Annotated in this window: 13 protein-coding genes and 1 riboswitch; of the genes, 10 read left to right on the plus strand and 3 right to left on the minus strand. The window is 65.9% G+C overall.

Annotated features, from left to right (window positions below):
- Positions 1–5: 5 nt before the first annotated feature.
- Both ACTU6U_RS00830 and ACTU6U_RS00835 read right to left on the minus strand, forming a co-directional pair.
- Positions 6–893 (minus strand): carbohydrate ABC transporter permease, encoded by an 888-nt coding sequence (locus ACTU6U_RS00830; RefSeq protein WP_443467263.1) that lies wholly within the window; start codon positions 891–893, stop codon positions 6–8.
- Positions 890–2,002, minus strand: a complete 1,113-nt coding sequence (locus ACTU6U_RS00835; RefSeq protein WP_443467264.1) for a carbohydrate ABC transporter permease — start codon at positions 2,000–2,002, stop codon at positions 890–892. The genes ACTU6U_RS00830 and ACTU6U_RS00835 overlap by 4 nt, the downstream gene beginning before the upstream one ends.
- Positions 2,003–2,122: 120 nt before the next feature.
- On the opposite strand from ACTU6U_RS00835, the gene ACTU6U_RS00840 reads away from it, so the two are divergent.
- From ACTU6U_RS00840 to ACTU6U_RS00880, 9 genes are all read left to right on the plus strand, one after another.
- Positions 2,123–3,130 carry a LacI family DNA-binding transcriptional regulator gene (locus tag ACTU6U_RS00840; protein WP_443467265.1) on the plus strand — a complete coding sequence of 336 codons (1,008 nt, stop codon included), beginning with the start codon at positions 2,123–2,125 and terminating at the stop codon, positions 3,128–3,130.
- A gap of 37 nt (positions 3,131–3,167) precedes the next feature.
- The gene (locus tag ACTU6U_RS00845; RefSeq protein WP_443467266.1) at positions 3,168–4,031 is read left to right on the plus strand and encodes an Fpg/Nei family DNA glycosylase; all 864 of its coding nucleotides are present in this window, start codon (positions 3,168–3,170) and stop codon (positions 4,029–4,031) included.
- 54 nt (positions 4,032–4,085) lie between these two features.
- Positions 4,086–4,229: riboswitch (FMN riboswitch) on the plus strand.
- A gap of 51 nt (positions 4,230–4,280) precedes the next feature.
- Complete coding sequence (ribD, locus tag ACTU6U_RS00850) at positions 4,281–5,318, plus strand: bifunctional diaminohydroxyphosphoribosylaminopyrimidine deaminase/5-amino-6-(5-phosphoribosylamino)uracil reductase RibD (RefSeq protein WP_443467267.1); 1,038 nt, start codon at positions 4,281–4,283, stop codon at positions 5,316–5,318.
- Positions 5,318–5,968: a riboflavin synthase gene (locus ACTU6U_RS00855; RefSeq protein ID WP_443467268.1), complete on the plus strand. Its 651-nt coding sequence runs from the start codon at positions 5,318–5,320 to the stop codon at positions 5,966–5,968. The genes ribD and ACTU6U_RS00855 overlap by 1 nt, the downstream gene beginning before the upstream one ends.
- Positions 5,965–7,239, plus strand: coding sequence for a GTP cyclohydrolase II (ribA, locus tag ACTU6U_RS00860; protein ID WP_443467269.1), 1,275 nt, complete (start codon positions 5,965–5,967; stop codon positions 7,237–7,239). The genes ACTU6U_RS00855 and ribA overlap by 4 nt, the downstream gene beginning before the upstream one ends.
- On the plus strand, positions 7,236–7,712 hold the full coding sequence (gene ribH / locus ACTU6U_RS00865) for a 6,7-dimethyl-8-ribityllumazine synthase (protein ID WP_443467270.1): 477 nt from the start codon (positions 7,236–7,238) through the stop codon (positions 7,710–7,712). Before ribA ends, ribH begins: the two co-directional genes overlap by 4 nt.
- Before the next feature lie 47 nt (positions 7,713–7,759).
- Positions 7,760–8,116, plus strand: coding sequence for a Fe-S protein (locus ACTU6U_RS00870; RefSeq protein WP_443467271.1), 357 nt, complete (start codon positions 7,760–7,762; stop codon positions 8,114–8,116).
- Between the two features lie 50 nt (positions 8,117–8,166).
- Positions 8,167–8,709, plus strand: a complete 543-nt coding sequence (locus ACTU6U_RS00875; protein WP_443467272.1) for a hypothetical protein — start codon at positions 8,167–8,169, stop codon at positions 8,707–8,709.
- Positions 8,706–10,088, plus strand: a complete 1,383-nt coding sequence (locus ACTU6U_RS00880) for an MFS transporter (RefSeq protein ID WP_443467273.1) — start codon at positions 8,706–8,708, stop codon at positions 10,086–10,088. The genes ACTU6U_RS00875 and ACTU6U_RS00880 overlap by 4 nt, the downstream gene beginning before the upstream one ends.
- A gap of 20 nt (positions 10,089–10,108) precedes the next feature.
- Here ACTU6U_RS00880 and ACTU6U_RS00885 read toward each other — a convergent pair whose 3' ends face one another.
- The gene (locus ACTU6U_RS00885) at positions 10,109–11,140 is read right to left on the minus strand and encodes an LD-carboxypeptidase (protein WP_443467274.1); all 1,032 of its coding nucleotides are present in this window, start codon (positions 11,138–11,140) and stop codon (positions 10,109–10,111) included.
- Between the two features lie 122 nt (positions 11,141–11,262).
- Between ACTU6U_RS00885 and ACTU6U_RS00890 the strand changes: the two genes are divergently transcribed.
- Positions 11,263–11,469, plus strand: coding sequence for an AsnC family protein (locus ACTU6U_RS00890; RefSeq protein WP_443467275.1), 207 nt, complete (start codon positions 11,263–11,265; stop codon positions 11,467–11,469).
- Positions 11,470–11,482 lie beyond the last annotated feature (13 nt).

Genomic DNA, 11,482 nt, shown 5'->3' on the forward strand with positions numbered 1-11,482 from the left:
GATGGTCACTTACTGCCCGAGGTCATCGAGATGCCTCGGATCAGGTGCTTCTGGAAGAAGATGAACACGAGCAGCAGCGGCAGCGAACCGATCAGCCCGCGAGCCATGAGGCTGCCGAGCTCAGTCGCCTGGGCGAAGTTTCCCTGCAGCGATGCAAGGCCCGTGGTGATGGTGAACATCTCCGGGTTCGTTGCAGAGACCAGTGGCCAGAGGTAGTCGTTCCAGGTCTGCACGAAGGTGAAGATCGACAGCGCGATCATCGAAGGCCGAGCCAGCGGCAGCATGACCGAGAAGAAGGTCCGCCAGGGGCCCGCGCCGTCGATGCGCGCTGCTTCTTCCACTTCTGCCGGAACCTGCGAGAAGAACTGTGTCATCAGGAAGACGCCGAGCGGGGCGGCGATACGCGGCAGGATCAGCGCGGCGTAGGTGTTGTGCATCTCCACGTCGGCCACCATCGTGAACAGGGGGATGAACATCGCTTCTTTGGGGATCATGAGGCCTGCGAGAACGCTGGCGTACACGATCGTCTTGCCGCGGAACGTGAAGCGCGCGAATGCGTAGCCCGCCATCGCGCACAGCAGAACCGTGAGCAGCGTGGTGAAGATCGTCACGATCGCGCTGTTGAGGAACCAGCGGCTGGTGAGACCGACGCTGAAGACGCCGAGCAGGTTCTCCAGTGTGAAGCCCTGCGGGATGAGAGTCTGGGTCTCTTTGGTCAGTGCCTGGTTGTCGCTCAGCGAGAGCGACAACATCCAGAGCATCGGGATCAGCCAGACGAGGGCTGCGACGATCATGGCCACGTGGTACCAGGCGGTGACGACACCGCTGCGTTTGATGCGAACCGGTCGACGCGCAGCATTCCGGGCGGTCGTGGTCATCGCCTGCGTGCTCATTTGCTGTCGTCCTTGCCGAGGGTGCGCATTTGGATGAGGGAGACGACGAGCATCACTGCGAAGAGGAACAGTGACATCGCCGAGCCGTAGCCGAGCTCGAAGTCGCGGAATCCGGTCTCATAGATGTGCTGGATCAGCACGAGGGTCGAGGTGCCTGGTCCACCGCCGGTCATGATGTTGACCTGGCCGAAGACCTGGAACGATGCGATCACCTGCATGACCATGACCAGCAGCAGCACGTGCTTGAGTCCGGGAAGAGTGATGCTCGTGAACTTGCGCCACGCGCCGGCGCCGTCAAGCGATGCCGCCTCGTACAGCGCGGGGTCGACGTCCTGGAGGCCTGCGGCGAACAGCACGAGGTTGAAGCCGACCGTCCACCAGATGGTGGTGGCGATCACGGCGAGCATTGCGACGTTCGGGTTGGCGAGCCAGGGAATCGGATCGATGCCGAGCGGTTCGAGCAGGGCAGCGAGCAGTCCCTGGTTCGGCGAGAGGAAGTAGGTCCACACCAGCGTCACGACCGACACGGGCAGGATATACGGCAGGAAGAAGACCATCTGGTAGATGCGCGTGCCCCGGCGGTTCCCCTGCAGGGCGAGAGCCATCACCAGGCCGAGACCGGCGATCAGCGGTGTCGAGATCGCCGTGAACAGCAGCGTGTTCTGCAGCGCGGTCCAGAAGTCAGGATCGAACCAGAAGCCGCCCTCGGCCGGGTGGAAGCCGAGTGCGACGACGAGAGCCAGGATGCCGGCGACGCCGAGACCGATGCCGAGAGTGAGCCGGCGGCGCAGCAGCGGCTTGATGAGCAGAGCGAGCGCGGCGACGACCAGGATCACGCGCGGCAGCGCGAGGTGGCTCATCGACCACGTGATGTCGTGGCCCCACAGCATCCGCTCGAAGTTGTCGATGCCGATGAAGTCGCGGGTGGCGCCGAGCAGGTCCCAGTCGTGGAAGCTCATCCAGACGGCCTGCACGACCGGGTAGATCACGAAGATCAGGTACAGGAGCAGGAACGGGGCTGTGAACGCGATGCCGTACTTCAGGCCGCTGCCGCTGCGCTGCGAGGCTCGGCGCATGCGACTACGTCCGGTGGTCGACTGACTCGACATCCATATCTCCCTTTTGCCACGTTGCAAACCAGCAATGCATATATTTTTGCCACGTTGCATATCTGGTGTCAAATGCGTCTGCGAGGATGGGATCGAATTGTGATCGATCAAGGAGGACGAATGAGCGCGAGTATCACTGACGTGGCGAAGCTCGCGGGTGTCTCTCCGCGCACGGTCTCCAATGTCGTGAACGACTTCGTCCATGTTCGCGACACCACCCGCCAGCGCGTGCTCGCCGCTATCGAAGAGCTGGGATACCGTCCGAACATCTCGGCCCGCCGCCTGCGTCAGGGACGCACGCGGATCCTCGGATTCGCAGTTCCCGAGCTCTCGCAGCCCTACTTCGCCGAGCTCAGCGAACTGGTCGAGATCGCTGCGCAGAAGCGCGGATACACCGTCATCGCCACGCAGACCGGCGGCATCCGCGAGAACGAGGTGCGCGCCCTCCGCGACCTCGGTTCGCACATCGTAGACGGGCTCGTCTTCTCACCGATGTCGATGGAGAAGGAAGAGCTCTACCGCACTCCCCCGAATGTGCCCACCGTGCTCATCGGCGAGCAGATCTCCAGCTCGCGCTACACGAACATCGCCATCGACAACGTCGCAGCGACCGCGGACATCACCCGACACCTGCTCGAGCGCGGCCATCGGCGCATCGCCACGCTCGGCGCATATCACTCCGACGTCTACCGCAGCTCGCGCCTCCGGCTCAGCGGCTACCGCCAGGCACTCGACGATGCAGGTGTGCCCTTCGACCCTGACCTCGTGCTGTACACCGACCGTTTCGGAAGGCAGGCGGGGCTGGAAGGCATCATGCAGGCGTGGCAGGACGGCACTCGCTTCGACGCTCTCGTCTGCTTCACCGACCTCCTCGCCTTCGGTGCGATCCGAGCCTTCGCCAACCTCGGTGTGCGCATACCCGACGACGTCGCGATCGCTTCGATCGATGACGTGCAGGAGGCGGAGTTCTCCGTTCCCTCGCTGACGACGATCGCACCGGACAAGCAGGCGATCGCTGATCAGGCCGTCGATTCGCTGCTCGCGCTGCTCGATGACAACGACCTGGAGCCGACGAACATCGACATCGGGTACGAGCTGATCGTGCGCGAGAGTTCCGGACCGAACTGATCCCCCGAACGTCCGACGCCGGTGGCAGGATGGGCGCATGCCCGAGATGCCTGAGGTGCAGGGACTCGTCGACTTCCTCGGAGAGCGCGTGGTCGGGCACGCGATCACACGCACCAGCGTCGGCGAGATCGCGGCCCTGAAGACCTACGATCCGCCGAACACCGCCCTGCACGGCGCGACGATCACTGCGGCGAGCAGACAGGGCAAATTCATCGTCCTCTCCTGCGGAGATGAGCTGCATCTGGTCTTCCACCTCGCCAAGGCGGGCTGGCTGCGCTGGTACGAGCTGCTGCCGACCACGCTGATCAAGCCGGGCAAGTCCCCGATCGCGCTGCGCGTCGCACTCGATGACGACAGCGGCTTCGATCTCACCGAGGCGGGCACGAAGAAGTCGCTGGCCGTCTACGTCGTGCGCGACCCTCAGGACGTCCCAGGGATCGCGCGACTGGGTCCGGAACCGCTCGGCGCCGATTTCACCCGCGACGCGTTCGCCGCTCTTCTCGAGGGCAAACGGATGCAGATCAAGGGGCTGCTGCGCGACCAGAGCGTCATCGCCGGCATCGGAAACGCCTACAGCGATGAGATCCTGCACGCCGCGAAGATGTCGCCGTATGCGATCAGCGGCAAGCTCGATCCCGCCGAGGTCAACCAACTCTACGACGCGATGCAGAGCACGCTGAAGGATGCCGTGTCGACAGCATCCGGTAAACCGCCGGCCGACCTCAAAGACGCCAAGCGTTCCGGGTTCCGTGTGCACGCACGCCGAGGCGAAGCGTGTCCGGTCTGCGGCGACACCGTCCGCAGCGTGTTCTTCGCCGACCGCTCACTGGAGTACTGCCCGACATGCCAGACCGACGGCAAGATCCTCGCCGACCGGCGACTGTCCCGCCTGCTCAAATGACCTCGTGCAACGCGGAATGAATCCCGGGCTTGCGCGTTGACTACACTGAGCATCAACGTGCTCCGGGGTCGGTGAGAATCCGAACCGGCGGTGACAGTCCGCGAGCGCTTCGGATTCCGAAGTGCCGATCCGGTGAAATTCCGGGACCGACGGTGATGCGAGAGAGATCTCGCTAGTCCGGAAGGGAGGCAGCACGATGCGCGCAAGCGCGACTTCTGTCATCCCCGGAGCCAGACCGAAGGACGACGGATGGCAGTGACCGGGGCAGAGCGCCACGCGATGACGCGCGCGATCGAACTCGCCGCCCGCGGCCCTCGCGGTGTCAATCCGCAGGTCGGCGCAGTGATCCTCTCCCCCACAGGCGACGTCATCGCCGAGGGCTGGCATCGTGGCGCCGGCACCCCGCACGCTGAGGTCGACGCGCTCTCGAAGCTCGAAGACGGTGCCGCCCGCGGGGCGACAGCGGTCGTCACTCTCGAGCCCTGCAACCACACCGGACGCACGGGGCCCTGCGCGCTCGCGCTGATCGACGCCGGCATCGCCCGCGTGATCTACGCCGAGAGCGACCCCGGTGACGCATCGAGCGGAGGCGCCGAGCGGCTGCGTGCCGCCGGCGTCGAAGTGCAGTCCGGAGAGCAGACCGATGCCGTCGACACCCTGATCTCCGACTGGCTGACCGCGCATCGACTGGGCCGCCCGCACATCACGGTGAAGTGGGCGCAGAGTCTGGACGGTCGTGCCGCCGCCTCAGACGGCACCAGCCAGTGGATCACCGGCTCCGATGCGCGGGCCGACGTGCACCGCCGCAGGTCCGCTGCGGATGCGATCATCGTCGGCACGGGCACCGTGCTCGCAGACGACCCCGCGCTCACTGCCCGCGACGGAGATGCCCTGTACGACGATCAGCCGATCCCCGTCGTGATCGGGTCGCGCAAGACACCGGCGGATGCCGCGCTGCGCCGTCATCCGCACGAACCGCTGTTCTACGACACGCGCGATCTGCACGCCGTCGTCGCCGATCTTCATGCCCGCGGCATCCAGAGCGTCTTCATCGAGGGCGGTCCGACTCTTGCCAGCTCGTTCATCGCCGCGGGTCTCGCCGACCGCATCCTCGCCTATATCGCCCCCGTGCTCCTCGGCGGCGATCGCCTGGCTCTCACCGATATCGGCGTCCCGACCATCGCCGCTGCGCGGCGCCTTGCCGTCGACGAGTGGAAGCCGCTCGGCGCGGACCTGCTCGTGATCGCCCACGTCATCGACGACGACCCCCAGGGAGGAACCCACTGATGTTCACCGGAATCATTGAAGAGATCGGCGAGATCACCGCTATCGTGCCGTCCGGCGACGGCTGGCGTCTGACGGTGCGCGCGGCGAAGGCCGCACACGATGCCGTGCACGGCGAGTCGATCGCTGTCTCGGGTGTCTGCCTGACCGTGGTCGATTCTTCACCCGACACCTTCACCGTCGACGTCATGAAGCAGACGCTCGACGTCTCGGCATTGGCGACGGCATCTGTGGGAACGGCAGTCAACATCGAGAAGGCGATGCCGGTCGGTGCCCGCCTCGGCGGACACATCGTGCAGGGGCATGTGGACGGCACCGGCGTCGTCATCGATGTGCGTCCCGGCGATCAGTGGAGCGTGCTGCGCGTCTCCCTCCCCGCGGAGCTCGCACCACTCGTCGTCGACAAGGGGTCGATCTCGATCGATGGCACCTCCCTCACCGTCAGCGCGGTGAGTGAGGCGATCCCTGAGCCTGTCGAGGGGGCGGCCAGGCGCGACTGGCTCGAAGTCTCCCTCATTCCCGAGACCCTTGTCGCCACCACTCTCGGGCGCCTGGTCATCGGCGACCGCGTCAACCTCGAAACAGATATCCTCGCCCGTCATGTCGAGCGCCTTCTGGCGTTCCGGGCCGCTGCGGAAGGAGGCTCGCGATGAGCCTGTCCACCATCGAAGAAGCCCTCGAGTCGCTGAAGGCAGGTCGCCCTGTCATCGTCGCCGACGATGAGGATCGCGAGAACGAGGGCGACATCATCCTGTCGGCCGAGCTCGCCACACCCGAATGGGTCGCGTGGACAGTGCGCTGGTCATCCGGCTTCATCTGCGCCCCGATGCCGTCTGATCTCGCCGATCATCTAAACCTCCCTCCGATGGTCGAGGCCAACGAGGACGCCCGCTCCACCGCCTACACCGTGAGCGTGGATGCGGCCGAGGGCGTCACGACCGGCATCAGTGCCTCCGACCGCGCACACACTCTGAATGTTCTCGCGAACCCGGAGTCCACGGCGACGAGCGTCATCCGTCCCGGCCATGTTCTGCCGCTGCGCGCTGTCGATGGTGGCGTGCGCGAGCGCAGCGGCCACACCGAGGCAGCCGTCGACCTCATGAAGCTCGCGGGCCTGCACCCCGTCGGCGCGATCGCCGAGGTCGTCGCCGAGGACGGCAGCATGATGCGTCTGCCCGGGCTCCAGGAGCTCGGCAGGAGCAACAGCATCCCCGTCATCACGATCGAGCAGCTCATCGCGCACCTGAACGTGATCGACCCGCTCTCCGAGCCGATCACCCCCTCGCGCAGTGGTCGCCGCCGCGTGAGCCTACGAGCGGATGCCACGGTGCCGACCGACCACGGCACGTTCCGCTTCCTGGCGTACAAGGATCGCGTCACCGGAACCGACCACATCGCGGTCGTCTCGGGGGAGCTCGGCGAGACCGCGCTCGTGCGTGTGCACTCGGAGTGCCTGACCGGAGAAGCCTTCGGTTCCCTGAAGTGCGAGTGCGGGCCGCAACTGGATGCCGCACTCGACGCGATCGAGCAGGACGGCGGCGTCGTCATCTACATGCGCGGCCACGAAGGACGCGGCATCGGCCTGATCAACAAGCTGCGCGCCTACAGCCTGCAGGAGGACGGGCTCGACACCGTCGACGCGAACCTCGCCCTCGGCCTCCCCGCCGACGCGCGCGAATACGCGGCAGCCGCCGGCATCCTGAGCGACCTGGGGGTGTCGAAGGTGCGCCTGATGACCAACAACACCGACAAGGTCAGCAAGCTTCGCGAGCTCGGCCTCGATGTCATCGAGCAGGTGCCTCTGATCGTCGGCGTCGGACCGAACAACCACCAGTACCTCGAGACCAAGCGCGATCGCATGGGCCACATCATCGGCGAGGACGAACTCGCCGCGGCCCTCGCCGAAGGAAAGGACAACGCATGAGCGGCGTCGGAGCCCCCTCCCCTACTGAGAAGATCGACGGCACAGGTCTGCGCGTCGTCGTCATCGCCGGCACCTGGCATGATGTCATCACGAACGGGCTGATCGCCGGCGCAGAGCGCGTGCTCACAGCATCCGGAGCGTCTTTCGACACCGTGCGCGTGCCCGGGTCCTTCGAACTCGCCATCGCCGCGCAGGCGGCGTTCGCCGGTGGGGCGGATGCTGTGGTCACACTGGGCGTCATCATCCGAGGCGGCACTCCTCACTTCGAGTACGTGTCGGCGGCGACCACCGACGGACTCACGCGCGTCGCCCTGGATGCCGGAAAGCCGGTCGGATTCGGCGTACTCACTCTCGACGATGAACGGCAGGGTCTAGACCGGGCAGGCCTGGAAGGGTCGAAGGAAGACAAGGGTGCTGAGGCCGCGGATGCCGCGCTGCGCACAGCGCTTGTCGTCAAGGCGCTGCGCGGCTGAGGGTCGCCTGTGTGGCGGGAGGATGCGCGGAGGGCTAGCCTGTGGGCATGGAGACCCTGCGCCACATCGTTCTTTTCATCCACCTCATCGGCTTCGCCACGCTCTTCGGATCGTGGGCCGTGCAGGCGTTCGGTGGCAAGCGCCAGTTCACGAGCCTGATGAACACGGGCATGGCGATCGCCGCTGTCGCCGGTTTGATCCTCGCAGCCCCGTGGGGTCTGCCCGAGGGCTTCGAGATGAACTACGCCAAGATCGGCACCAAGCTTGTGATCCTGCTCATCATCGGTGCACTCCTCGGCATCGGCCTCGGCAAGCAGCGCAAGAACCAGAGTGTCGCACCGGCCCTGTTCTGGCTCGTCGGCGTCCTGACGCTCGTCAACGCCGGTATCGCTGTTCTCTGGTGACTCCGCGAGGTGTCACGACGCGAGCGCCTTCGTGATGCCCTCCGTCGGCGATGAGGCAACAGATCGTCGACGGCTCCGACGATGCTCATCAGCCCGCCCGGCCGCGGTTCGACGCTGAAGTCGATCAGCGCCTGCGCCAGCTCCGTGCTCATGCGTCCACGGACGAGCACTTCGAAGACCTGCGCGGTGTCCTGTTCGCGATCGGGATGTTCCTCGCCGGCGCTGCGCTGGGGCTGCTCGCCTCACAGCTCGGCAACGTCAACATGTCGAGTGTGACCGAGGAGGACACCAGTGAGGTCGGCGGACTCCAGGGCGTATTCCAGAACCTCGGCTCCTCGCTCGGCACCGCGCTGATCGGGTCGATCCTGATCGGCGCGCTGTCGACTTCCTTCGCCGCGGGGGTGACGGCGAGCAATCTGCCGAGCGACGTGCGCGAGACCGTGATCGATGCTCTTCTCACGCGGAATACCCACCGAGCTCGCGATCCGACGACGAACGAGATCGTCGGAGAGCCAGTGATCGACGAGCTCTCCGAAGGCGTAAAATCCCGAGGTGCTTGTCTCTCGAGCATCCGAACGTCAGGAGTACCTTGAGCGCCCCCGTCAAACCCGCCAACCCGCGCTCGCGCGTCATCACCGCGAGCCTGGTCGGAACCACCATCGAGTTCTACGACTTCTACGCGTACGCGACGGCTGCGGTCCTCGTGTTCCCGATTCTGTTCTTCCCGAGTGACAACGAGACGGCCTCTCTCCTGGCCTCTTTCGCCGTCTTCGGTGCGGCCATGGTCGCGCGCCCGATCGGTGCGATGGTGTTCGGTCACTTCGGCGACAAGTACGGACGCAAGGCGACGCTGGTGGCATCCCTGCTCACGATGGGAATCGCGACCGTGCTCATCGGTCTGCTCCCGACGTTCCAGCAGATCAACTGGCTCGCACCCCTGCTGCTGCTGGTTCTGCGTCTCGCCCAGGGCTTCGCACTCGGCGGAGAGTGGTCGGGCGCGGCCCTCGTCGCCACCGAGAATGCGCCGAAGGGCAAGCGCGCCTGGTACGGGTCCTTCCCGCAGCTGGGTGCGCCGATCGGCTTCATCATCGCCAACTTCATCTTCCTCGCGATCAACTGGCTGCTGCCGCACGCCGAGGATCCGGCGCTGAAGTCCGAGGCGTTCCTCTCCTGGGGGTGGCGCATCCCGTTCCTGTTCTCGGCCGTCATGGTGATCATCGGCCTGTGGGTGCGTCTGAAGCTCGTCGAGTCCGACACCTTCAAGAAGGCCGAGGAGAAGGGCACCATCCGCAAGATGCCGCTCGTGACGGTGTTCCAGCACCATTGGAAGCAGCTCATCCTCGGCACGTTCATCATGCTGGCGACGTACGTGCTGTTCTACCTGATGACGAACTTCACCCTCACGTACGGCGTCGCACTGACGGATGCTGAGGTGCCAGGTCTCGGGTTCGGATACACCGACTTCGTGCTGATGCAGATCGTCGGCGTCGTCTTCTTCGGAATCTTCACGCTGCTCTCCGGCCCGATCGCCGATGCCATCGGCCGCCGGAAGCTGCTGTTGTGGGTGACCGGGGCGATCATCGTGTTCGGCCTCACGTTCAACGTCTTCCTGATGCCGACGGCTGACCCGAAGTTCACCGGCGCACTCGTGCAGGCGTTCCTCGTCCTCGGCTTCATGCTCATGGGAACGACGTTCGGACCGATGGGCGCACTGCTGCCCGAGCTGTTCCCGACCAATGTGCGCTACTCAGGATCTGCGATCTCGTACAACGTCTCGTCGATCCTCGGCGCCGCTGTCGCGCCGTTCATCGCCGTCGCGCTGTGGGCTGCGGCCGACGGTTCACCGTGGCTGGTCGGCATCTATCTCGCGGCGATGGGTGTGCTGACCTTCATCGCGCTGATCTTCACGCCCGAGACGAAGGATCACGACTACGAGTCCGACCTCGGCCTCGCGCAGAGCGCGGAGCTGTGAACCCGGAGCCGTAAGCGCAGTCAGTAGCGGGCGAACACTTTCTGCTGCGCACCGTCGAGCACCATCTGGCCGCCGTAGGGCACGATCCACTGCGGCCGGGTGTGCCCGAACGGCACACCGACGCACACGACAGCATCCGGGTTGTAGCGGGCGATCGTCTCGATCACCACGTCGCGCTGGGCGGCGCGCAGCGCGTCTGCCTCGGCCGCGGACGGAAGGAACTCGAAGTCGCTGACCGGCGGGCGAGCGACGACGACACCGGCGATAGCCGCGAGGATGCCGCGCTCCCCCAGCCCGCGGAGCCACCGTGCGACCCATCCAGCCGCTGGACGCTCCTCGCTGGTCTCCACGAGCAGGATCGCGCCTTCGAGATCGCCTGCGGCCGGCAGACGGTCCGCGAAGGCGAGCCCGTCGAGTACCTCGAGGCATCCACCCCAGGTGCGGCCTTCCACGCGCTTCGCGGGGCCCGCCCAGGTCCACTGGTCGGTCGGGATCCGGTCGCCGTACTCGGTGAGCGCGCGCGAGTCTTCCCATCGCTTACCCACGTCCTCAGACTCCCCCGGTTCGGTGAGCTCGATCTCGCCGCCGTCGAGAAGGGCTGCGCGCAGGGACCGCAGGTGGATGTCATCGACAGCGGGACCTGGGCCGAGATGCACGGCAGTCGATCCGCCGTAGAACCCCTCGACACCGTGGCGCCAGAGCCAGTTGAGGATGTTCGTATTGTCGCTGTATCCGACGAACGGCTTCGGGTCCGCTATCGCGAACGCGGCATCCAGATGCGGCAGGACGAGAATCTGGTCGTCCCCGCCGATCGTGGCGAGAATCGCCCGGATGCTCGGATCGGCGAACGCCGCATTGACATCGGCCGCACGCGCCGCGGGGGTCGCGCCGAGCTCGCTCGTCGTCGGGTACTCGAGCGGGATGAGCCCCGTCAGATCTGTGAGGCGCCGCAGCGCCTGCTCGTGCAGCTCTGGCGCCACGGCGGGAGCGGCGAAGGAGGGAGAGAGGACGGCGACGCGGTCACCGGGAACGAGCTTGGGCGGTGTGAGCATCCGCCCATTGTGGCATCTGCCCGGCGTCCGCCTTGCCCGGCAAGACTCGCGCTCGATGAGGCATCCGCGGAACCGCGTCAACATGGCTTGACGATCGAACCGTGTCAATATATATTGACGATATGACCGCACGCACCGCGCAAGAGCTCGACCCCGACGGCGAGCCGATCGCCGAGCTGCACCGGCTCGCCGGCATCCGCACCGAGATCGCGCGTGCCGAAGAGGCTCAGGTGCACCGCGCCCGCCTGGCCGGATACTCCTGGCAGGCCATCGCCAGCGCCCTCGGAGTGACGAAGCAGGCCGCGCACAGGAAGTACGGTCGTAGGTAACCCCTTTTACTCA

This window comes from Microbacterium zouquanmingi, assembly GCF_052266695.1.
GTDB lineage: Bacteria > Actinomycetota > Actinomycetes > Actinomycetales > Microbacteriaceae > Microbacterium.

Bases quoted from the DNA above. Each gene is read 5' to 3' on its own strand.
- ACTU6U_RS00830 (WP_443467263.1), bottom strand. From the start codon at position 893: ATGAGCACGCAGGCGATGACCACGACCGCCCGGAATGCTGCGCGTCGA.
- ACTU6U_RS00835 (WP_443467264.1), bottom strand. From the start codon at position 2,002: ATGTCGAGTCAGTCGACCACCGGACGTAGTCGCATGCGCCGAGCCTCG.
- ACTU6U_RS00840 (WP_443467265.1), top strand. From the start codon at position 2,123: ATGAGCGCGAGTATCACTGACGTGGCGAAGCTCGCGGGTGTCTCTCCG.
- ACTU6U_RS00845 (WP_443467266.1), top strand. From the start codon at position 3,168: ATGCCCGAGATGCCTGAGGTGCAGGGACTCGTCGACTTCCTCGGAGAG.
- ribD (WP_443467267.1), top strand. From the start codon at position 4,281: ATGGCAGTGACCGGGGCAGAGCGCCACGCGATGACGCGCGCGATCGAA.
- ACTU6U_RS00855 (WP_443467268.1), top strand. From the start codon at position 5,318: ATGTTCACCGGAATCATTGAAGAGATCGGCGAGATCACCGCTATCGTG.
- ribA (WP_443467269.1), top strand. From the start codon at position 5,965: ATGAGCCTGTCCACCATCGAAGAAGCCCTCGAGTCGCTGAAGGCAGGT.
- ribH (WP_443467270.1), top strand. From the start codon at position 7,236: ATGAGCGGCGTCGGAGCCCCCTCCCCTACTGAGAAGATCGACGGCACA.
- ACTU6U_RS00870 (WP_443467271.1), top strand. From the start codon at position 7,760: ATGGAGACCCTGCGCCACATCGTTCTTTTCATCCACCTCATCGGCTTC.
- ACTU6U_RS00875 (WP_443467272.1), top strand. From the start codon at position 8,167: ATGAGGCAACAGATCGTCGACGGCTCCGACGATGCTCATCAGCCCGCC.
- ACTU6U_RS00885 (WP_443467274.1), bottom strand. From the start codon at position 11,140: ATGCTCACACCGCCCAAGCTCGTTCCCGGTGACCGCGTCGCCGTCCTC.
- ACTU6U_RS00890 (WP_443467275.1), top strand. From the start codon at position 11,263: ATGACCGCACGCACCGCGCAAGAGCTCGACCCCGACGGCGAGCCGATC.